The organism is Candidatus Spongiisocius sp. (genome assembly GCF_965221825.1).
Lineage (GTDB): Bacteria > Actinomycetota > Acidimicrobiia > Spongiisociales > Spongiisociaceae > Spongiisocius.
In genome coordinates, this window is sequence record NZ_OZ244917.1 from 2,560,979 (window position 1) to 2,584,320 (window position 23,342).

Annotated in this window: 12 protein-coding genes; 8 read left to right on the forward strand and 4 right to left on the reverse strand. The window is 70.0% G+C overall.

Going from position 1 to position 23,342, the window contains the following annotated elements; genetic code table 11:
- Positions 1-3 precede the first annotated feature (3 nt).
- The 4 genes from ACOQPD_RS12005 to mtnA are packed head-to-tail and all read right to left on the reverse strand — an operon-like array spanning position 4 to position 4,863.
- Positions 4-1,116: an ABC transporter permease gene (locus ACOQPD_RS12005; RefSeq protein ID WP_420612193.1), complete on the reverse strand. Its 1,113-nt coding sequence runs from the start codon at positions 1,114-1,116 to the stop codon at positions 4-6.
- On the reverse strand, positions 1,109-2,632 hold the full coding sequence (locus ACOQPD_RS12010; protein ID WP_420612194.1) for an ABC transporter ATP-binding protein: 1,524 nt from the start codon (positions 2,630-2,632) through the stop codon (positions 1,109-1,111). The genes ACOQPD_RS12005 and ACOQPD_RS12010 overlap by 8 nt, the downstream gene beginning before the upstream one ends.
- A 28-nt stretch (positions 2,633-2,660) precedes the next feature.
- Positions 2,661-3,755, reverse strand: a complete 1,095-nt coding sequence (locus ACOQPD_RS12015; protein WP_420612195.1) for a BMP family ABC transporter substrate-binding protein — start codon at positions 3,753-3,755, stop codon at positions 2,661-2,663.
- A gap of 43 nt (positions 3,756-3,798) precedes the next feature.
- On the reverse strand, positions 3,799-4,863 hold the full coding sequence (gene mtnA / locus ACOQPD_RS12020) for an S-methyl-5-thioribose-1-phosphate isomerase (protein WP_420612196.1): 1,065 nt from the start codon (positions 4,861-4,863) through the stop codon (positions 3,799-3,801).
- Between the two features lie 118 nt (positions 4,864-4,981).
- On the opposite strand from mtnA, the gene ACOQPD_RS12025 reads away from it, so the two are divergent.
- From ACOQPD_RS12025 to ACOQPD_RS12060, 8 genes are all read left to right on the forward strand, one after another.
- A complete protein-coding gene (locus ACOQPD_RS12025; protein WP_420612197.1) occupies positions 4,982-6,289 on the forward strand; it encodes an amidohydrolase family protein in 1,308 nt (435 codons plus the stop codon).
- Positions 6,286-6,732 carry a cupin domain-containing protein gene (locus ACOQPD_RS12030; RefSeq protein ID WP_420612198.1) on the forward strand — a complete coding sequence of 149 codons (447 nt, stop codon included), beginning with the start codon at positions 6,286-6,288 and terminating at the stop codon, positions 6,730-6,732. Before ACOQPD_RS12025 ends, ACOQPD_RS12030 begins: the two co-directional genes overlap by 4 nt.
- Positions 6,733-6,757: 25 nt before the next feature.
- Positions 6,758-7,522, forward strand: coding sequence for an SDR family NAD(P)-dependent oxidoreductase (locus ACOQPD_RS12035; protein ID WP_420612199.1), 765 nt, complete (start codon positions 6,758-6,760; stop codon positions 7,520-7,522).
- 10 nt (positions 7,523-7,532) lie between these two features.
- Positions 7,533-8,315 carry an SDR family NAD(P)-dependent oxidoreductase gene (locus ACOQPD_RS12040; RefSeq protein ID WP_420612200.1) on the forward strand — a complete coding sequence of 261 codons (783 nt, stop codon included), beginning with the start codon at positions 7,533-7,535 and terminating at the stop codon, positions 8,313-8,315.
- A gap of 52 nt (positions 8,316-8,367) precedes the next feature.
- Positions 8,368-8,661, forward strand: a complete 294-nt coding sequence (locus ACOQPD_RS12045; protein ID WP_420612201.1) for a putative quinol monooxygenase — start codon at positions 8,368-8,370, stop codon at positions 8,659-8,661.
- A gap of 789 nt (positions 8,662-9,450) precedes the next feature.
- The gene (locus ACOQPD_RS12050; protein WP_420612202.1) at positions 9,451-11,838 is read left to right on the forward strand and encodes an aryl-sulfate sulfotransferase; all 2,388 of its coding nucleotides are present in this window, start codon (positions 9,451-9,453) and stop codon (positions 11,836-11,838) included.
- The gene (locus ACOQPD_RS12055; protein ID WP_420612203.1) at positions 11,835-21,695 is read left to right on the forward strand and encodes a Calx-beta domain-containing protein; all 9,861 of its coding nucleotides are present in this window, start codon (positions 11,835-11,837) and stop codon (positions 21,693-21,695) included. Before ACOQPD_RS12050 ends, ACOQPD_RS12055 begins: the two co-directional genes overlap by 4 nt.
- Positions 21,696-21,770: 75 nt before the next feature.
- A complete protein-coding gene (locus ACOQPD_RS12060) occupies positions 21,771-23,267 on the forward strand; it encodes a fibronectin type III domain-containing protein (RefSeq protein WP_420612204.1) in 1,497 nt (498 codons plus the stop codon).
- Positions 23,268-23,342 lie beyond the last annotated feature (75 nt).

Genomic DNA, 23,342 nt, shown 5'->3' on the forward strand with positions numbered 1-23,342 from the left:
CTTCTAGACCTCTCCGACTCCGGCCGGTTCGGTCTCGCCGACCGTTACATCCCGGCCGGTACGTCGCTTGAACCAGGTGAAGGTGAGCCGGCTGGCCACCGCCACGATCACCAGGGCCTGGAGCACCTGGGCCAGGCGCCACGAGACATCGGCGTTGCGCTGCATGGCCAGTCCGCCGATCTGGAGGCCCGAGAAGAGCAGGCCGGCCGCCAGGATCAGGAGGGGGTGGTTGTTGGCCAGGAGCGCCACCAGGAGCCCGGTCCAGGCCAGCCCGCTCAGCACCAGCTCCCCGTCGATGTAGCGATAGGCGTCGCCCAGGATCATGTGGGTGCCGATCACGCCGCCGATGGCGCCGGCCACCACCATCACGTAGACCGTCTGGCGCTCCACCTGGATCCCGCCGTAGCGGGCGAAGCGCGCGTTCAGGCCGGCCATCCGGGTCTCGTAGCCCGACACGCTGCGGCTGTACACCACCCAGATGACGATGACCAGGATCACCACCAGCACCAGGGAATAGCTCACCCCGCCGAACAGGGGCATCTTGGGCATGCGGGCCGTGGCGGGTACCTGCTCGGTGGACGTGAGGGTCACGCTGTCGTCCAGCAGCCGGAACCGCACCAGGTAGCCGGTGATGGCGCGGGCCACGTAGTTGAGCAGCAGGCTGGTGATCAGGATGGGGAGCCGCAGGCGGGTCTGTCCCAGGGCCGGCAGCACGGCCCAGAGGGCCCCGGCGAGGCCGCCCACCACCATGGCCACCGGGACGACCAGCTGGCCCGGTCCCGGCATGTAGATGGCCACGACGGTCCCGGCGAGGCCGCCCACCACCATCTGGCCCTCGCCGCCCAGGTTGATCACGCCCGAGCGGAAGGCCACCGACACGGCCAGGGCCATCCCGACGATCGGTATCGCCCTGCTCAGGGTGTTGCGCAGCCCGGAGCCGGCGGTCGCGCCGTCGAACATCTCCCGGTAGGCGAACCAGGGGTCCCCGCCGGTCAGCCAGACGATCACCCAGCCCAGGGCGAAGGCGAGAACCAGCGAGAACAGGGCCGGATGCCCCGCCACGTTCCCGATCCTCGAGCCGAGGCCGGACGGCGCGGTCAGCCGCTGGTCAGCCAACGGGAACTTCCTCGTGGGCGCCGGTCATGTAGTAGCCGACGTCGGCTTCCTCGACCTCCGCCGGATCCAGTTCGGCCACGATCCGACCGTCGAACATCACCAGGATACGGGTGCTCAGAGCCAGTATCTCGGACAGCTCGGCGGACACGAGCAGCACGGCGCCGCCCCCGTCGCGGAAGGCGATCAGGCGATCGTGGATGAACTCGATGGCGGCGATGTCGACGCCTCTGGTGGGCTGCTCCGCGATGAGCAGGGGGGCGCCATGGGACATCTCCCGGGCCACCACCACCTTCTGGAGGTTCCCTCCGGAGAGGGTCGACACCGGGGAGTTGATGGGCCCCGACCGGATGCCGTAGGTCTCGATCAGGCGCCTGGCGTGGTCCCGTACCGCCTTGAGGTCGAACCATCCCTTGCGCTGGAAGCCGTCCCTTCCCTGGTGGCCCAGCAACAGGTTGTTCGAAACCGTGGCCAGGTGGCTGGTGCCCACCCCGTGCCGATCCTCGGGTATGTAGGCCATCCCGGCCAGGCGGTGCGCCGAGACCTCGGCCGTGGTGATGTCCTCCCCGTTCAGATGGATGGCGCCCTCACGAAGCTCCCGGAGGCCGGTCACGGCCTCGATGAGATCGCTCTGGCCGTTGCCGGCGATACCGGCCACGCCCACGATCTCACCCGACCGCACCTCCAGCGACACGTTCCTGACCGTCTCCCGCCCGTGCTGGCCCGTCACGGTGAGGCCGTCCACGGAAAGCACCGTGCCTCCCGCCTCGTGGGCGACCGCCCGGCGGTCCAGGTCGACCTGCCGTCCGGTCATGTGCCGGGCTATCTCGGTGGGATTGGTCTCGGCGGTGACGAGATGCGCCACCGACCGGCCGTCCCGGAGCACGGTCACCCGGTCGGAGACGGCCATCACCTCGCCGAGCTTGTGGGTGATGAACAGGATGGTGCGCCCGGCATCGCGCAGGCGCCGGATGATCTCGAAGAGCTTGTCCCGCTCCTGGGGGGTCAGCACGGCGGTGGGCTCATCGAGGATCAGGATCCGGGCATCCCGGTAGAGGGCTTTGAGGATCTCCACCCGCTGCAGCACCCCTACCGGCAGCGTCTCCACCGCGGCCCGCGGGTCGACCGCCAGACCGTACCGCTCGGCCAGGGCGCCCACCCGCTCCACGGCGGCCGCCCGGTCGATCATGCCCCGCCGGGTCGGCTCCTCCCGGAACACCACGTTGTCGGCAACGCTCAGCGTGGGGAAGAGCCGGAAGGCCTGGTGGACCATTCCGAGCCCCGCCCGGATGGCCTCGAGCGCCGAGGTGAACCCGGCCGGTTCGCCGTTGACCAGGATCTCCCCGGAGTCGGCCGGGTACAGGCCGAACAGGATCGACATCAGCGTGGTCTTGCCGGCGCCGTTCTCACCCACGACCGCGTGGATGTGTCCGGCCTCCACGTCCATGTCGACGGCGTCGTTCGCCAGGACGCCGGGGAAGCTCTTGGTTATGCCCCGGAACTCGAGTACCAGGCTCATTTCAGTTGGTGTTCAGCACCCTCCTCGATCAGCCGAACAGCGGATCCGTCACCACGATCGAGCCGTCGATGATGCCCGCGGCGACCCTCTCCACCTCGGCGACGATGTCCGGATGATCGGCGATCACGCACTCGCTGGTGGCGAGGTCGGGGTGGAGGGCCATCACGCCGGTGCCGCCCTCGGCCAGACCGAAGTCGACCATCGGTCCCGCGGTACCGGCCAGCACCTGCTCGATGAGCTGGTCTACGACCGCGTCCACGAGCTTCATGTTGTTGTCGACGATGTATCCGGGGGCGTCCGGACACTGGTTGATATCGACGCCGTAGGACAGGAAACCGGCCTCGACGGCCGCTTCGAACACGCCGCCGTTGGAACCGGCGCCCACGGCAAAGATGTGGTCGGGCCCCTGCGCGGCCAGCGAGAGCGCCAACTCCTTGGCCCGAGCCGGGTCGGAGAACGGGTTGTCGCCGGCGATGAACACCGCCGAGTTCTCGATCGAGGGATCCACCGACTGGGCGCCCACCCAGAAGCTCTCCCACCAGCGCTTGAAGAAGGGGATGTCGAGGGCTACCACGGAGCCGATCTGCTTGGCCTCCGACAGGTGGCCGGCCATCACGCCCAGCAGGTAGGCGCCTTCATGCTCGCGGAACACTCCGCAGTGGAGGTTGGGGGCCGGTTCATCGGGGCAGGAGTCGATGAGGATGAACTGCTGGTCCGGGTTGGCCTTGGAGTACTCGTCCGCCATCTCCGTCAGCGTGAAGGTGGTGAGCACGATCACGTCCGGGGCCTCGTCGATGGCCGCCTCTATGTTGGCCCGCCGGGTGGTGTCGTCCACCGATTCGAAGGTCTTCCAGGTGCCTCCGTGGCGCTCCGCCGCCCTCTGCGTGCCCACCTCGCCCAGTATCAGGAAGCTGTTGACGCCCATCGGGTTGGGGGTCACGTAGATCAGGCTGATCGGGTCCTCGGGCGCCATCGTGGTGGTCGGCGCGGCTGTCGTGTCGGGCGCGGCTGTGGTGGCGGGCGCGGCGGTCGTCGTGGTCGCTTCGTCGCCGGAATCTCCGCAGGCGGCGCCCACTACGGCCAGTGCCAGTACCAGTACCAGCGTCTTCAAGGGCCTGGTCATAAGGTTCTCCCTCCTCCGAGCGGACCTACCGCTCGCGTGTCTGTCATCGTGCTGAGTTCTCGGCTGCCGGCCGGCGAAGCTCGCCGAGCGGCACCGACCGGAGGCTATCACCCCGGTCGAGCCTGACCACCCGTCGATCGGTGACAATCGCGGTGATCAGGGCATGCGGCGTGATGTCGAAGGCGGGGTTGGCGGCGTCGGTGTCCGCCGGGGCGGTGGGGTGATCACCGACGGACACCACTTCGGTGGCGTCTCGATCCTCGATGGGTATGGCGTCGCCCCCCGGGGTGTCCATGTCAACGGTCGACTCCGGGGCGACCACGATGAAGGGGACCCCGGCATACCGGGCGCCGAGGGCCAGGGAGAAGGTCCCGATCTTGTTGGCCGTGTCCCCGTTGGCGGCTACCCGGTCGGCGCCCGTGAGCACCACGTCGGCTTGGCGCCGGGCCAGCATGAAGTTGGCGGCCGAGTCGACCAGGAGCCGGTGGGGAGCGCCCATGCGGGCCAGCTCCCAGGCGGTGAGCCGGGCGCCCTGGAGGAGGGGCCGGGTCTCGAGGGCGAGCGCCTCCGCCAGCGTGCCCCGCTCGTGGAGGGTCTGGATCACCGCCAGTGCGGTACCGCGCTCGATGGTCGCCAGTCCACCGGTGTTGCAGATCGTCATCGCCCGGGCCGTCGCCCGTTCGGTCAGCAGTTCCGCCACTAGGTCGGCCCCGTACTCTCCCATGGACACGGATGCGGCGATCTCCTCGTCGCGGATGGCGAGGGCCTCGGCCAGCACCCGGTCCAGGCCCTGTCCGGCGAGCGGGGCCACCCTGTCCACCATCCGGGCCAGGTTCACCGCGGTGGGCCGGGCTTCCCGCAGGGAGCGGATCGCGCGGTCGAGGTCGGGTCCGGAGGTTCCGTGGGCCTGGACGGCCAGCGCCACCCCGAGGGCCCCGGCCACTCCTATGGCGGGAGCGCCCCGCACCGACAGGCGGCGGATGGCGGCCACCATGTCGGGGACCGATTCGATCCGCATCACCTCGTAACGGTCGGGGAGCCTGGTCTGGTCGACCATCGAGACCCCGCCGTCGATCCAGTCCAGCGGGCGGTTACCGAGTTGTTCCATGACCTTTATGCTACAGGTGGTCTGTGTGCGGAATGGCGGTGTGGTATGGCCACCAGAGCACGCCGGGTTGTTTCGCAGACAGACCACCGCGACCCCCACACCGACCGGGAGCGAGCTGATGGACCGCTACCACGCCGACCTGCTGATAACCATGTCCGGGGACGGGACCCCCATCCCGGCAGGGGTGGTGGATGTGGAGGCGGGCCGGGTGGTCTGGGCCGGCGCCGCTTCGGAGGCGCCCGACCGGGCCGGGGCGTCCGTACATCGGATCGACGGCATCCTGATGCCCGGATTCGTCAACCTCCACGCCCATACCCCGATGATCCTGCTGCGGGGCGCCGGAGAGGGCCTGCCGGTGGATCGGTGGCTCCACGAGGTCATGTGGCCCCGGGAGGGGCGCCTGACCCCGGACGACGTGCGGGTGGGAATGCTGATGGGCGCCGCCGAACTCCTCTCCAACGGCGTCACCACCTCGTCGGAGATGTACTTCTTCGGGGATGCGGTCGCTCGGGGGGCTGCCGAGGCGGGGCTCCGGTGCGTGGTGGCCGCTCCGGTGATCGAGGACGCCCAGCTGGGCCTGATGGGCACCTGGCAGGACCAGCTTGAGGAGATGGTCGCCACCCGGGACAGGTGGGCGTCGAACGAGCTGATAGAGGTGGGCCTGGGTCCCCACGCCCCCTGGTCGGTGTCGAGGGAATGCCTGGAAGAGGTGACCCGGATCGCCCGCGAGCAGGACATGCTGGTTCACATCCACGTGGCCGAGCAGGAATGGGAGGACGCGGCGGTGCGCGAGCTGTCCGGTGGCCTGTCGGCGCCCGCCTACCTGGAGTCGCTCGGCATGCTGGAGGCCAGGACGCTGGCCGCCCACGGGGTGTGGTTGTCGGATGAGGACATGGAGATCTTCGGCCGCCACGGGGTGGGAGTGGCGCATTGCCCTTGTTCCAACTCCAAGCACGGCTCGGGCCTGGCGAGGGTCCACGCGATGATCGGGGCCGGGATCAAGGTGGGGATCGCCACCGACGGTCCTGCCTCCCACCACCGGCTGGACCTGTTCGAGGAGATGCGTACCGCCATCCGCCTGGCCCGGATCGACCGGGGAGATGCCGCCTTCTTCTCTCCCCACGAGGCGCTCCACATGACCACGGCCGGGGCCGCCGACGCCATCGGGCGCTCCGACCTGGGCCGGATCGAGCCCGGTTCCCGGGCCGACATGGTGCAGCTGCCGCCTTCGGAGTCGGCCCTGCATCCGGTGGTGCCGGACGAGGACGATCCGGTGTCGCGCCTGGTGTGGTCGGGGTCGCCCCGGGCCGTCCGCTCGGTATGGGTAGGTGGGGAGCAGGTGGTCGCCGAGGGCCGGGTGCTCACGGTGGACGTCGGCGAAGTGAGGGCGGAGGTAACCGAGCGCGCCCGGCGGCTGGCCGAGTGACCGGCGCCGAAGTAGCCGAACTGCTGGGTCTGGCGCCTTTGCCTTCCGAGGGAGGTAGGTGGGCACAGACCTGGCGGGACGAGAACGGCACCGCCATCTACTACCTGATGCAGCCCGGCGACTTCTCGGCCCTGCATCGTCTTGACGGGCCGGAGCTCTGGCACCACTACGCGGGCCATCCGGTGGAGATGCTCCTTCTCGAACCCGGTGGAGGAGCGAGACGGTTCCTGCTCGGGGACGACCTGGCCGCGGGGGAGCGTCCGTTCGTGGCGGTTCCCCGGGGAGTGTGGATGGGCGCCGGAACCACCGGAGACTGGTCGCTGGTGGGAACTACCATGGCGCCGCCCTACCGCGAGGAGGGATTCGAATTGGGTAGCTTCACCGAACTGGTCGGCCTGTACCCGGACGCCGCCGACCTCATCGCCCGCTATGTCAGGGAATAGCTCCGCCGCGCAGGCTTCGGATCGCTTGCGGGCGCCTGCCGAGTTGATCGGCCTGGACGGCCGGGTGGTGGTGGTCACCGGCGCCGGGGGCAACATCGGGGCCGGCATCGCAACCAGGATGGCAGCGGCCGGCGCCACCGTGGTCTCCCACACGAGGTCGTCGCCGGCCGAGCCCATCACCGGCCGCTCGGGACGGCCCGGCCTGGTGGTGACCGCCGACCTGACCGAGGCCGGTGCCCCCCGACACCTCGTCGACGCGACCCTGGAACGCTACGGGCGGCTGGACGGCTTGGTCAACAACGCCGCCATCCAGACCGTGGCCGGCTTCGACGAACTGACCGATCGCGAGTGGTCGGAGATGATCGACACCAACCTCACCGCCACCCACCGGCTGACCCGGGCCGCCGCGGCCGCGATGGCTGCCCAGGAATCGGGAGGGGCGATCGTCCACATCGCCTCCATAGAGGGGAGCTACCCGGCGCCCGGGCACGGTCACTACTCCGTCTCCAAGGCCGGGATGATCATGCATGCCCGGGCCGCGGCGCAGACCTACGGGAGCGCGGGAGTTCGGGTCAACGTGGTCTCTCCCGGCCTGATCTCCCGCCCCGGCATCGAGGATGCCTGGCCCGAAGGGGTCGGGCGCTGGGGGAAGGCCTGCCCGCTGGGGCGCCTCGGCACCCCCGAGGACATCGGTGACGCCTGCGTGTTCCTCTGCTCCGACCTGGCCCGATGGATCACCGGCGCCGAGTTGGTGGTGGACGGCGGCGTGATGAGTAATCCCCCCTGGTGAGGCCGATCCGATGAGCACGACCGGCCTGGAGGGGCGTGCCTACCTGGTGACCGGAGCGGCAGGCGGGATCGGGGAGGGGATCGCCCGAGCCATCCTCGAAGCAGGCGGGATGGTGGCGCTGGTGGATATCGACCTCGAGGGCGCCAGAGCGACGGCCGGCCGGGTCGGGTCGGCCGGGACATCGGCCGCCGCTTTCCGGGCCGACGTGTCCGACGCGGGCGAGGTCGAACGGGCGGTGGAGGCAGCAGTGACGCGCTTCGGTCGCATCGACGGCGCGGTCAACAACGCCGGGGTGGTGACGCTCGACGACGCCTGGGATGCGACCGGCCCCGATTGGAACCGCCAACTGGAGATCAACGTCACGGGGTCGTTCCTGGTCGCCCAGGCTGTAGGGAAGCGGCTCAAGGCCTCCGGCGGGGGCAGCATCGTCAACGTGTCGTCCAACTGCGGCAAGGTGGGCTACCGCAACATGGCTGCCTACAACGCTTCCAAGTCGGCAGTCCTGGGCCTCACCCGGTCCCTGTCCATGGAGTGGGCCGAACACGGCATCAACGTCAACGCGGTCTGCCCGGGCGGGGTCGACACGCCCATGCTGGCGGGGGTGGCCGAGTGGCTCTCGCCCCGGCTCGACATCCCCGCCGATGAGCTCCTGGGATCGATGGGCCCGGCGCAATTGGGCAGGCGCATCGCACCGGTTGAGGTGGGCCGGGTGATCGCCTTCCTGCTGTCGGACGCGGCGCACATAATCCGGGGCCAGGCGATCAACGTGGATGGCGGCGACACCTGGTATTGACGGCTCGTCCGGCCTCGATCCGCCGGCGGGAAGGGCGGTACAGTTGAACTCCATGGCAGACGCTCTCACAGCCGTGGCGCGGGTGCGGGCCGTTCCCGGGTCGGAGGAGATCGTGCGGGACGCGCTCATCGCGATGGTCGCGCCCACCCGTGAGGAAGAGGGTTGCCTCGACTACCGGCTTCATGCGGTCGACGGCGATCCCGGCCTCTTCTGCTTCGTCGCCCTCTGGCGTAGCGAAGCCGACCTCGACGCCCATCTCGACGAACCCCACATCGCCGATGGTCTGGCCGCCATCGCGGACCATACCGAGCATGTGGTGGTCAGCCGGATGACCCGCATCGCCTGACGGCCGACCGACCCGGCCGAAGCTGTGACCGTATATATGGTCACAGTTGGCTGGTGTTTACCGGATCGTCGTGGCCGCCGCGCTCGGTGGTGGGTTCCGGTTGGCAACCGCCGATTCTCGGATACGGGACTGGGCTAACCGAACCGGCCGCTTGGGGCTGTTCGCCTCGGTCACACAGAGATCCTTTTCGACAATGCGTTGCAACAGTTGCAGCTGCCTGATTTTCCCGGACAGGACGTAGAGCAGGGTTTTCTACGTCCCCTTGTTTTCGATCAGGCCGGCGACCTCCCGAGCGGTGAGTCATCGGTGGGGGATCCACGGACGGTCCTTACCAGGCGCGATAGGAGGGATGGTCGCCCGCCCCGTCTCTAGAGGTCCCTTCTGCCGCAGAGATTCCGTTTACCGCACCGGCCGGTAGCCGTGTTCATATGATTATTCATGCATCTATATCCCTATTTGACACGTTAGCCACATGCAAGATCTTTGATTCAGGTTCGCAAAACTGTATGATCCGATGTTCATGGACATGTTTCATATGACGCTGCCGGTCCTCCTCGCGCACGGGGGCGTTGTGCGGGCGATAACCGGACCATGCCTTAGGGCTGGAGGCCGCGGACCCTCCGGGGGGGGGGTATGGGACTCGGGGCCACGGCTTCGCTGGGCGCGGAGGGCGACCGGACGCGGCACTGCCGCGCCTGGGGCAGTTCAGCGACGTAACACTTTGGGACGAGCGGAACGTAGATGGCCACCGGCCGGTGTCTAAACCGTGTTGCGTCTGCGGGAGCGGTGTTGCTCCTCGCCGGCGCGCCGCCCGTGCAGGCGCAGGACAGCCTGTCAAGGTTGGTGAGCGATCATGGACAACTCCGGCGCGGGTCCGGGACCGTCGGCGCGGTTACATGCGAGTTGACGGCGCTGCCGGGGCCGTCGTCGGTGGCTGTCGCGGAGAACGACTACGGGCGGGTGGCCACCTATACGGCCTCCTTCGAGGAGGGCTACCGGCCGTGGTGGAGCGTGGTCGGCCCGGACGCGGCGCACTTCGATATTGGCGCCCCGCCGGGGGTGCTGCGGTTCCGCACCGGGCCTGAGGCGCCGGGCCGCTTCGGCGAGGCGGCCGACTACGAGAACCCTCGCGACGAAGGCGGCGACAACACCTATGAGGTGACGGTGGTGGCCGCCGCCCCCGGCGGGGTCTGCGTCGCCCAGGCCGTGTCCGTGGAGGTGACGGTCGCCGACGTCGACGAGCCGGGCGCGGTCGGCTTCTCGACCGCCCGTCCCCGTGTCGGCGAGGCTCTTGCTGCGACGCTGCACGATCCCGACACGCCGGCGGCGGTGTCGTGGGTCTGGGAGCGCTCAGCGGGCCCCAACACGTGGGCGGCGATCGAGGGAGCGACGGAGGCTTCCTACACGCCGGTGGCGGCGGATGCGGGGGAGTTCTTGCGGGTCACGGCCCGCTACCGCGACCGCCACGGCGCTGCCAAGACCGCTGTGGCGGGGCTGCACCACGTGGTGGTGGCCGACCTGTTGTCGTCACTGACCGTCTCCACCGAGGACTCAACCGCTCGTTCGGACCCGTGGGCGGGGTGGCGCGGCCAGCGGCCGGGATTCGACGGCCGCACTTTGCATTACTCGGTGGGCTGCGGCGACGCCGACACGATGACGTTGCGGTTCGCGGCGGCCGATGCCGCGAGCCGTCTGGCGGTGGACGGCATCGCGTACGCGAACCCGGGGGCGGGCCGGCCGGTCACCGCGCAGGTCCCGGTGGGCGGCCGCAGCGAGGTGACCGTGTCGGTCGCCGGCGAGCAGGGGGCTGTGACGCGCTATGTGGTGCACTGCCTGCACGAGGACATGGCGCCGTTCACCGCCGAGCGGTCGCCGGGCGCGACCGAGCAGCTGCTGTTGGCGGCGGTCGGCTCGGACCTGCTGATCCTCGACGCGAACGGGGTGCCGCGCCGGATCATCGACGTCGGCCCCGCCCAGGCCGGGCCGTATTTCCGGTTCTATCCCGACGTGGGCGGCGAGCACCGCTACTCGTACTCCGTCCGCGACCCCAACGCCGGCTTCAGCGGCGTCCACGTCGTGCTCGACGAGAACCTCGAAGCCCTCGACGAGGTGACCACCGCGGCGCCGCTGCTCGATACCGGCACCCACGACTTCGGGGTGCTGCGCGACGGCGGCTACCTGCTCTTGGCCGCCCAGCCGGCCACCCGCGACTACAGCCACCTGACCTTCGCGGACGTCAACGGGGAGCCGTTCGGCACCGAGACCTGGTCGATGGACTCTGCCATCCAGATCCTCACGGCCCACCGCGAGGCGCTGCTGACGTGGAACTCGTTCGACCACATCGCGCTGGAGGACTGCACCCAGCACTGGTTCCCGCCCGCCAACCCCCGCTGGGCGCACCTCAACTCGGTCGGCATCCACCACGGCGTGCTGGTGGCGTCGTTCCGGGGCTGCAACCAGGTGCTGGGCATCGACCCCGACACCGGGCAGGTGATCTGGCGGGTCGGGCACACCAACCAACACGAGCCGGGCTTCGCGTCGCCGCCGCCCGACCCCGCTCCCTTGGCGATCGTCGGCGACCCCCAGGGGCAGTTCTGCGGCCAGCACGCCGCCCATCTCACCGCCGCAGGGCGCCTGCTGCTGTTCGACAACGGCGCTGCGTGCTCGCGCAACCCCTGGACCGGGCAGAACCCGCTGCGTCCCGACCGCACCTACAGCCGCGCGGTGGAGTACCGCCTCGACCTCGACCACGGCGAGGCCGTCTACGTGCGCGAGCACTCCCTGGGCGGCACACAGGACCGCATCGGCTGGCTGCTGGGCCACGTCGAGCCGCTCGAGGGCGGCGACTGGCTGATCAGCTGGGGCTCGGAACGCCTCGGCGCGCCTGCGGGTCCGCCCTATCCGGTGAACGACACCGCCACCGCCACCCAGGCCGACCCGGCCACCGGTGCCGAGTTGCTCACCTTGCGCTGGCAGGTCCCGCTCACCCACGACGTGCGCGTCACCGCCATGCCCGCCTGGGCCCTCGCCCGCCAACCCCAAACGCCCCGCGTCCCGCCGCCCGCCGCCGCGCTCCCCGCCGCCGCCCAAGCCCACGAACCCAGCACCGCCCAGCCGGCCGCCGCTGCACACCCGCAGCCGGCGGACCCCCGCCCACCAGGAGACCCGACGCCATGAACACCCCGGCCCCCACCCAAGGACCTGACGCCTCGGCGTCCCGCCGTGCCCGCAGCCGCCTGTGGGCGGCGCTGGCGGCCGTCGCGGTGGCGGCGTCGGCGCTGACCCTCGCAGGACCCGCCGCCCCGCCCGCCGAGGCCCAGACCCCGCAGACGCTGGCCAGCAACCTGGGCCAGACGACCTCTAACAGTTCCGATTTCGCTAGCTATGTAGGTGGCCAGATGTTCACGACGGGCAGCAACTCCGGGGGCTACACGCTGTCGAGCATCGATCTGTCGATGGCGGCTGCGCTGGACACCGCAGCGCGCGGAAAGGTCCGGGTGGAGCTGTGGTCGAGCTCGGCGACCGTAGACAACACCTACAGTGTCTACTCACCGGATTCCAAGATCACCGACCTCACAGTCCCGGCGACTGTGGCGGCGGGCACAGTGTCATTCGCGCCCTCCGCGAGCACGACCCTGATGGCGAATACTCGCTACTTCGTCGTCTATTACACGACCGACGCCACCACCGCGACCCTCAACAAGACAACATCGACCACCTTGGACTCCGGCGCTGCGACGGGCTGGACCATCGCACAAGAAGAGGTGTGGAAGAGTGGACATAACCCATCGGAAACCGGTGCCTGGATAACAAGTCCCTACACAGATCCACTCACCAAGATCGCGGTGAAGGGCACCCCGGTCGCGCCGGTGGGGCCGGTGACGCTGGTGAGCAACAGCGGCGAGGACCGTGATGGCGCTATTGCTACGGGTGCGTTCGGTTCTTTCGCTCAGGGGTTCACGACCGGCAGCAGCAGCGGGGGGTACACGCTGTCGAGCATCGTTCTGCACGGTGATTCGGCGAATTCCGCTGCGCTGTGGGGCAAGATCAATGCGGAGCTGTGGTCGGCTACCTCTGCGGGCGCGCCGGACGCGAAGCTGGAGGGCGGGGATCTGGTCGTTCCGAGTTCGGCTACGGCTGGCGATGCGTCGTTGACTGCGCCTGCGAGCACCACGCTCGCTGCGTCCACGAAGTACTTCGTGGTGGTGTGGTCCGACGGCAACGCCCAGTTATCAACGCGGACGACTGAAGGCGACGACGAGGACGCCGGGTCGGCTGCGGGGTGGAGCATCGACAACGGCTACTACTCAAGCGGGGCAAGTGATCCGAACAACCCCGGAGTTTTCGGTTGGACGGCCTCGGCCGAGGGTGAATCGGTGCTGTTGACGGTGAAGGGCTCTGCGGCGGGGTCGGGGACGCCTCCGGCGGTGTCCGACGATGCGGATCTGTCGGCGCTGGAGGTGAACACGAGCACGGACAATTTGGACTTCAACACGGCGCTGACGCTGTCGCCGTCGATCTTCAACGCGGCCACGACGGAGTACACGGCGTCGGTGGCGAACGCGGTGACGCACCTGAAGGTGACCCCGACGGTGTCCGACACCGGCAAGGCCACGGTGAAGGCGGGCAAGCAGGGCACGACGCTGGCGGCGGTGACCGACGAGTCGAAGTCGGATGCGATCGCGCTGGCGGTGGGCGAGAACGTGATCGAGGTGGAGGTGACCGCCGAGGACGGCACGACGACCAAGACGTACACGCTGACGGTGACGCGGGCGGTGCCGTCGGTGGGGTTGTCGGCGCCGGTGTCGGTGGTCGAGGGCGAGAGTGTGGAGATCACGGCGACGTTGTCGTCGGCGTTGGGGTCGAATGTGTCGATCCCGGTGTTGGTGGAGGTTGGGTCGGCTGAGTCGGGCGATGTGGGGTCGCTGACGTCGATCTCGATCACGGCGGGCATGACGACGGGCACGGTCACCACCGCGGAGGACGATTCCGAGCGTGATGATGAGACGTTCACGGTGGAGCTGGACACGGCGAACCTGCCGTCGTCGGTGACCGCGGACGCGACGGCGTCGGAGGTCGAGGTGACGATCCACGACGACGATCCGCATCCCGCGCCGTCGGTCCAGACGGTCACTCGCCTGAAGGACACGCTTCTTGTCGCATGGAACATTGCGGCGGGGACAGTCAAGTCCTATGACGTGCACTACACGACGGCGCCCTCGTCGGGCAACGGGGCGGTGATCGACGGCGCGGCGGTGCAGACCGGCCAGAACCCGTCAGCCTCGGCGGGATGGGTCGCAGCGGATGCCTCTGGGCACTTCCACGTGAGTTCTGGCAGAGGCTTGTACCTGGGCGGCTTGACTGAGGACGCGGCGCACCGGGTGCGGGTGCGGGCGGTGGGCAGCGTGACGGCGGGGGGCTGGGGGCACGGGTCGGGGACGCCTGCCAAGCTGGTGCCGATCAATACGTGCGTGAAGGTGGGCGGCCCTCTCGATGGCAAGCCGACGATCTCGCTGTCATCGGATAAGCCGAACGGGGAGTACACCGGCAGCCGTGATCAGACCCGGCGGGTGACCAATCCTGTGACGGCGTGGCCGGCCCGTAAAGCGTTCCAGGACGATGTGCCCTCGGGGGCCAGACCCCTTAGTGCCGGCTACGGCGGGTACGACGGCGGTCCGTGCGGCGCCGGGGTTGTGGACCTGGTGCCCGGCGCGGTCTATCAGGTGCGGTTTCATGCGATCAATGCGTTTTCCACTGCGGTCGACAAGTCGACCGACCCGATCGAGGTGACGGTCTGGGACGTGCCGGGCACGCCGACGGCGGCGGCGGCTGCGTCGGGCACTGCGGCGGGCGAGCTGGACGTGACCTGGACCGCGCCCGCCAGCACGGGCTTCGCCGGCATCGACGGCAACGAAGACGGCGATTACAACGACGCGGCCGACAGCAGCCCCGCCACGATCACCGGCTATCAGGTGCAGTATCGGGTCAAGGACACCGGCAGCGGTCAGCCGGGCGCGTGGAGCGCTGCACAGTCCGCCACCGCGTCGCCGCACACCTTGTCGGGCCTGACCGCGTCGGAGGAGTACGAGGTGCAGGTGCGGGCGCTGAACGGCATCGACCCGGGCAGTGCGTGGTCGGCTGCGGCGTCGGGCACCGCGAAGGAAACGCCGACGGAGCCGACGGTGTCGCTGTCGGCGACGAGTCCGGTGACCGAGGGCGCCTCGGTGACGGTGACGGCGACGCTGTCGGAGGCGCTGGGCTCGGCGGTGACGATCCCGGTGACGCTGTCGGGCAACGCCTCTGACCGGGGCACGCTGACGAGCATCCCGGTGTCCGCGAACGCCACGACCGGCACCGCCACGATCACGACGGAGGACGACTCGCTGGTGGAGGCCGCCGAGACTTTCACGGTGACGCTGGGGACGCCGCCGTCGGGGCTGGCGGCGGGCACGCCGTCTTCGGTGACGGTGACGATCAACGACAACGACACGGCGGCCGCGCCCACGGGCCTGTCGGCTTCGGGCGACGCGGGGCTGAACCTGAGCTGGACGGCGCCGGCCGGGGTGCTGTCGGGCTATGACGTGCACTACACCTCCGCCACGATGGGGAACGTCGCGAATGATGCGGCAGTGGGCAGCGATGTGACGACGGCGTGGGTGGCGGTGAGCCGCACCGGCGTCGTGGCGTCACAGGAGATCACGGGCCTGGACAACGGCACCGCCTACCGGGTGCGCGTGCGCGCGGTGAGCAGCGCCGGGAACGGCGCCTGGGCCTTCGCCACGGGCACCCCCGAGGCCACAGTCCTGCCGACGGTGTCGCTGTCGGCGACGAGTCCGGTGACCGAGGGCGCCTCGGTGACGGTGACGGCGACGCTGTCGGAGGCGCTGGGCTCGGCGGTGACGATCCCGGTGACGCTGTCGGGCAACGCCTCTGACCGGGGCACGCTGACGAGCATCCCGGTGTCCGCGAACGCCACGACCGGCACCGCCACGATCACGACGGAGGACGACTCGCTGGTGGAGGCCTCCGAGACTTTCACGGTGACGCTGGGGACGCCGCCGTCAGGGCTGGCGGCGGGCACGCCGTCTTCGGTGACGGTGACGATCAACGACAACGACACGGCGGCCGCGCCGACGGGCCTGACGCCGGTCAAGGGCGACGCGAGGCTGAACCTCACCTGGACGGCTCCGGACGGGGTGCTGTCGGGCTATGACGTGCACTACACCTCCGCGGCGGCGGCGGACGTCGTGAACGACGCGGCGGTGGACACCAACACCGCGAACGTGGCGACGGCGTGGGTGCCGGCCACCCACACCGGCACGGTCGCGTCGGCGGCGATCACGGGCCTGGACAACGGCACCGCCTACCGGGTGCGCGTGCGCGCGGTGAGCAGCGCCGGGAACGGCGCCTGGGCCTTCGGCACGGGCACCCCCGACGCGCAGGTGATCACGCTGACCAGCAGCGACGCCGACGGCACGGTGGCCGAGTCCGACAGCGCGACGGCGCGGGAGGTGACGCTGACGGCGACGCTGCCCTCGGCGGCGCCGGCGGGCGGGGTGACGGTGACGCTGAGCCGCGCGACCGGCTCGACGGCGTCGGCGGACGACTACATGCTCTCGTCGACGACGATCTCGATCGCCCAGGGCGGCACGGCGGGGTCGGTCACGCTCACGATCACCGACGACGACGTGGACGAGGACACCGAGACGCTGGTGCTGTCGGCGGCCCACACGGCGGCGACGCCGCTGTACTCGGCGGGGTCCCTGACGATCACGATCACCGACGACGACACCGCCGGGGTGACGGTCAGCGAGACGGCGCGCACGGTGGAGGTGGGCGAGACGACGACCTACACGGTCAAGCTCAACTCGAAGCCGACCGCGAGTGTGACGATCACGGCGACGAGCGACACCACCACCAGGGCGACGGTGTCGCCCGCCACGCGGACCTTCACGACCTCCAACTGGAGCACCGCGCAGACGTTCACGGTGCGGGGCGTGGCGGTGGGCGACCTCGACATCGACCACGCGGCGACCTCCTCGGACACCAACTACGGCTCGTCGCTGTCGATCGACGACGTGGACGTGACGGTCAACGCCTCGACGAAGACGTTCAAGATCACCGGGACGAAGACGGCCAACGAGGGAACGAGCGCCGACCTCACGGTGACGCTGGGGCGCGCTGCGCCCATGAACGGCATCGCCTTCAACGTCTCCTACAACTACTCGGGCAGCACGGCCACGGCCGCCGACACGGGCACCACGCCCACGACGGTGACGGTCGCCCAGGGGGACATGACGGTGATGCTGCGCGTGCCCATCGCCCAGGACACGCTGGTGGAGGGCGAGGAGACGTTCACGGTCACGATCTCGACCACCGCCAGCGGCTGGGCGAAGACGGGGTCCGGCAAGGACGTGTCGACGATCACGATCACCGACGACGAGGCGGCCGCGGCGAAGATCGCCTTCGGGACGAACGCCGCCGCGACGACGAAGCACACGGCCTCGGTGGCGGAGAACGTCACGGGCGGCACGCTGACCGTGCCCGTCACGATCAGCGCCCTGCCCCAGTCCGCCACGACCTTCACGGTCGAGGTGCTGGCGGCGGGCACGGCCGCGGAGGGCGGCGACTTCAGCATCGGCACGAAGACGGTGCGCTTCGCCACGAGCGGCTCCGACACCGCCCTCTCCAAGAACGTGACGGTGACGATCACGAACGACGCGAAGGTCGAGCACGCCGAGACGATCGAGCTGCGCATCGCAGCGGCGGACAGCCCCGTCAACGACCTGGGCGACCACTACACGCGGCACAGCGCGGGCTCGACGGCGGCGGTCACGATCACCGACGACGAGGCGCCGCTGGCGAAGATCGCCTTCGGCTCGGACGCGGCCTCGGAGGTGAAGTACACGGCCTCGCCGGCGGAGAACGTCGCGGGCGGCACGCTGAACGTGCCGGTCAGGATCAGCCACCTGCCGGACGCGCCCACGACGTTCACGGTGGAGGTGCTCTCGGCGGGCACGGCCAGCGAGTACGCCAGCGCCCAGAACCCCGGCGACTTCCGTATCGCCACCAAGACCGTCCGGTTCGCCGCGAACAGCTCCGACACCGCCGTGAGCAAGAACGTGGCGGTCGCGATCGAGAACGACGCGCTGGTCGAGGAGGACCAGACGATCGAGCTGCGCATCGTGGCCGCGGACAGCCCGGTCAACGACCTCGGCGACTACTACACACGGCACGCCAGCGGGTCGACGGGGACCGTGACGATCGCCGACGACGAGCGGCCCAAGGCGAAGATCGCGTTCGGCAACAACGCGGCGTCGACGGCGAAGCAGACGACGCTGGCGGGCGAGGACACCGCGGGCACCGTGTCGGTGCCGGTGACGGTGAACTTTTTGCCCGAGGAGTCCACGACGTTCACCGTGGCAGTGTCGGGCACCGCCACAGACACCGACGACTACAGCGTCGCGCCGACCACGCTCACGTTCACCAGCTCGAGCGCGTCGACCCAGAACGTCAACGTCACCGTCGTCGACGACGACTTGGTGGAGAACGACCAGACCGTCGAATTGGACATCGACTCGGGCACCGGCATGTTCACCCACTACGCCCGCCACGCCCAGGGCCGGCTGGCGGCGGTGGTCATCCAGGACGAGGACCGCGACGAGGCGAAGGTCGCCCTGCGCCAGCTCACCGCTGAGAGCAGGTCGTCCTTCCCGGTCACCGAGGACAACCTCCCAGACGGCGGCTTTGATCTGTGGATGGTGCTGCATGTGAGCCACGCCGCGGACAGCGATCTGGCGTTCACCCTGGAGGTGGTGGAGGCGGGCACGACCGCGCGCGACAGCGACGACCCCGACAACCCGGCGGGCAACCCCAAGGACTGGGAGTTCCTCGAGACGCCCGAGATGCAGACCCCTGCGAACAGCGTCGGGGCGACGTTCGTGATCGCCGCGGGGTCCAAGGGGGAGGTCCAGCCGGTGCTGCGCGTGTTCGACGACGACGTGGAGGAGGACTTCGAGACGATCGAGGTGCGCATCAAACCGGCCGACACCACGCCCGACGATCTGGGCGACTACTACGAGCGGTTCACCAAGACCGTCACCGTCGGCGGCGTGCAGACCCAGGTGGATCTGTCCACCGCGCTGGTGGAGATCACCAGCGGCGACGAGGTCAGCTCGGTGAGCTTGTCGGTGGATCGTGCGGCGGACGGGCGGGGGTTCACTGAGGTGCTCGAGGGCGCGGCTGTGACCGTGACGGCGACGTCGGACATTCCGGTGGGCCCCGATGGGTGGCGGGTCGCGTTGGAGAACACGGTCATCTCGCGGCCGCCGTGGGGCGGCACGTTCGGCGCGGTGGCGCAGCTGTGCCAGAGCACGGGCCAGCATCCGGCGTTCGCGTGCCCGAATGACTACGGGCTGCCCGGGGCGTTCACGATCCCTGAGGGGCACACGACTGCGACGGCGACGCTGCGGCTGAGCTCGGACAGCCGCGTCGAGCGCAACGAGGAGCGGATCGCGCTGGTGGGCACCGCCACGCGGCGGACGCGGTCGCTGGAGACCGCCGCTTTGGACCTGCGCGTCAACGAGTCCACCGCGGGCATCCGCATCGACCCCGCCGCCCTCGACCTCGTCCCCGACGAGGAGGCGACCTACACGGTCGTTCTGCGCGGCGCCGCCGCGCCCACACACGACGTCACCGTCACCGTCGCGAGCAGCGACACGGACAAGGCGACGGTGTCGCCGGCGTCGCTGACGTTCACCAGCACGAACTGGGACGACCCCCAGACCGTCACCGTGACCGCCGTCGCGGCGGGATCGGTGACAGTCGGCCATGCGGCGGAGTCCGACGACACGGCCTATGACCTGTCCCAGCTCGCGTCGGTCGCGGTCACGGTGAACGCGCCGACGATGACGTTCGAGATCGCTCCGGAGGTCGCCGCAGGCCGCGAGGGCGACACCGTGGAGCTCACGATCACGCTGGGCGCGGTCGCGCCCAACGGCGGCCTCAGCTTCGCGATCGACCGGTCCCGCACCCATGACCTCGTCTACCTCGAAGGCACCCCGCCCCAGCGCGACGACGAAGAGGGCCGCGCCGACCCCACAGCGGACCTCACGTCGCCCGCGACGACGGTCACCGTCGCGGCGGGCAAGCGCACCGCGACCATCACCGAGGCCCTCGCCGCCGACGACCTGCTCGAGGGCGTCGAGCACTACTACGTGGTGGTGTCCACCAGCACCAGCGGCTGGTCGGCTGCGGCGCGGACCCATCCGCAGGGCACCCGCACGTGCGCGCAGGACGCGGCGTGCGCCCGGGTGCAGGTCAGCGACCCCGGCCCACCCACCATCGCCTTCGGCGCCGCCGCCGATGCCGCCGCCGCCCACACCGACAGCGCCTCAGAGGGGGCGGGCACCATCGAGGTGCCGGTGACGGTCAGCGCGCTGCCGGGCACCGCCACGACGTTGGACATCGAGATCACCGGCGGCACCGCCGCAGAAGGGACCGACTACACCATCGCGACGAAATCGGTGACGTTCGGGCCCAACACCGGCACCACCGTGAACGTGACGATCGCCATCACCGACGACGACGACATCGAGGGCGCGGAGACTATCGAGCTCGAGATCGCCCCCGCCGGCACCAGCGGCAGCCTCGCGGACCGCTACGAGCGCCACCCTGCAGGGTCCCGAGCCACGATCACCATCGCCGACGACGACGCCGGCGTCATCGTCAGCGACACCGCGCTGGCCGTGCAGGTGGGCCGCACCCGCACCTACACGATCAGCCTCGCAGGCGCGCAGCCTTCTGCGGACGTCACCGTCACCCCGACCAGCGACGACGCCACGATCGCGACCGTGTCAGGCCCGCTGACGTTCACCGCCGAGAACTGGGACCTGCCCCAGACCGTCACGGTCACCGGCGCAGCCGAGGGCACCGCCGCGATCGCCCACGCGGTCGCCAGCACCGACCCCAACTGGCCCGCCGCCCTCGAAATCGACGACATCGCGGTCACTGTGGCCGACAAGCCCGCAGTCACCCTGTCGGCGTCGCCCAACGCCGTCAACGAGGGCGGCACGGTGACCCTCACCGCCACCCTGTCCGAGGCCCACACCGCCGCGGTGGTGATCCCCCTGGTCGCGAACCCGGCCGGCACCGACCCCGCCGAGCCCGGCGACTACACCGCGCCGGCCAACATCACCATCCGCGCCAACGCGACCACGGGCACCGCCCGCCTGGTCACCCGCCGCGACACAGACACCGACGACGACAAGGTGACCGTCACCTTCGGCGACCTGCCCCCAGCAGTCATCGCCGGCACCCCCGACGAGGTCACGATCACCATCACCGACACCGGCACCACCGGACCCACCGGACCCACCGGACCCACCGGCCCCACTGGCCCCACCGGGCCGAGCGGGCTCAGCGGCCCCGGCGGCGGAGGCGGCGGCGGCGCAGAGGAGGCCGCACGCGGACCCTTCGCCGACGTCGACCCCGGCAGCGTCCACGCCGGCAGCATCGAAGCCCTCTACACCGCCGGGATCACCACGGGCTGTGGTGTTGAGCCGTTGCGGTTCTGCCCCGACGAGGGGGTCACTCGGGCACAGATGGCGACATTCTTGGTTCGGGCGCTCAAGCTCGAGGCCCCCGACGATCCCGCCGTCTTCGCCGACGTCGGCTCTGCTGGATCCCACGCGCCCAACGTCGCGGCCCTCCACGCCGCCGGGATCACCACGGGCTGTGGTGTTGAGCCGTTGCGGTTCTGCCCCGACGAGGGGGTCACTCGGGCACAGATGGCGACATTCTTGGTTCGGGCGCTCAAGCTCGAGGTCCCCGACGATCCCGCCGTCTTCGCCGACGTCGACCCAGGCAGCGTCCACGCCCGCAGCATTGCGGCCCTCTACGCCGCCGGGATCACCACGGGCTGTAGCGCCGAGCCGTTGCGGTTCTGCCCGGACGAGGTGGTCACTCGGGCACAGATGGCCACATTCTTGGTTCGGGCGCTCAAACTGTCGCCCGCAGAGCCCGCCGCCGGATAACCCTACGTTGCCCCCAAGCCGGACGTCGCTCTCTCAGCGGCCGCCGCCTCGGCCCGGCACACGCCGCTGAGCGCGGTGGGCAGCCGGGTCGGCGGGCTGGTGGGGATCAACCGCGGCGCCATCACGGCGGCCTATGCCACCGGCGCGGTCGCTTCGAACGGCAACCCCGCGGCGCGGCTGCCGGGTCACTTCGTCGGCGGGCTGGTCGGCGAGAACAGCGGATCGATCACTGCGAGCTATGCCACCGGCGCGGCGTCGGCGGGCTTCGAGCGAAGCGGGCTGGTGGGGCGCGCCGGCGGGGCGGCCCGGGTGAGCGGCAGCTATTGGGATGCTTCGGCCTCGGGCACGTCGCTCAGCGCCGGGGGCGTTGCCCAGTCCACCGCGCAACTCCGGACGCCCACCGGCTACACCGGCATCTACGCCGACTGGAACGTCGACCTCGACGCGGACGGCAACGCGGACGACCCGTGGGATTTCGGAGCTTGCAACCAGTATGCGTGGCTCAAATCTGCGGGCGCCCGCCCCGACACCGGCCAACCGGCCCCGGTCACCGCCACCTACTCCATCACCGCCCAGGCGTCAGCAGTCGAGGGCAGCGCCGCAACCCTCACCATCACCTTGAGCGAGGCCGCGCCCTCCGGCGGGGTGCAGTTCGCGATGACCGCCGGCTTCGACGCCACCGCCACCGCCACCGCCACCGCCACCGCCACCGCCACCGCAGACGACGTGGGCGCCATCACCTCGCCGGTGACCGTGCCATCGGGCGCCACGACTGCGTCGGTGACGGTGCCCACCGCGGACGACGCCCTTACCGAAGGCGACGAGACCCTCACGGTGACCGCCGCGTCCACCACTGCATGCTGGGTGCCCTCCGGCGCCGGCCAGGACACAGCCACCGTCACCATCACCGATGACGACGTTCCCGGCATCACCGTGACCGCTGCCGATCCGGTCAGCGTCAACGAAGGCGGTTCGGCGACCTACACCGTGGTGCTCGACACCCAGCCCACCGAGAGCGTGACCATCACCGCCACCAGCAGCGACACCGACGCAGCGAGCGTGTCGCCGGCATCGCACATCTTCACCACCGGCAACTGGAATACGGCTGCGACCTTCACCGTGACCGGCGAAGCCGACGACGACACCGAGGACGAGAGCGTCTCCATCTCCCACCGCATCACCCGCTCGGGCGCGGAATACCAAACCGTGCTGGTGGACACGGTGAGGGTCGCCGTAACCGACACCACCCCGCCACCACAGCAGCAGAACGCGGACGAGCTGCCGGGCCCGCCGACGGGCCTCACCCTGTCATCGAGCGCCCCGGACGAGGTGACGGTGAGCTGGCAGCCCCCCGCAACGGGAGGCGCCCCCGTCCGCTACATCGTGCATCTGCGCCCCCAGGGAGGCAGCGGCAAGGGCAAGACCAAGACGCCGAAAGCCAAGAAGACGTCGGTGACCTTCAGCGGGCTGACCCCCGGCGAGACCTACAAGGTGTGGGTGCGGGCCCGCAATGAGGCCGGCAAGGGAGAACGCGTCCACGCCACCGTCACCTTGCACTTGCCCGCCCGCTAGCTGCGGGTCGGCTTCCCGACGACTCCGCCCGACCGCCGGACAGAGGGTCCATAATTTCATTGAACTGTACGCTAT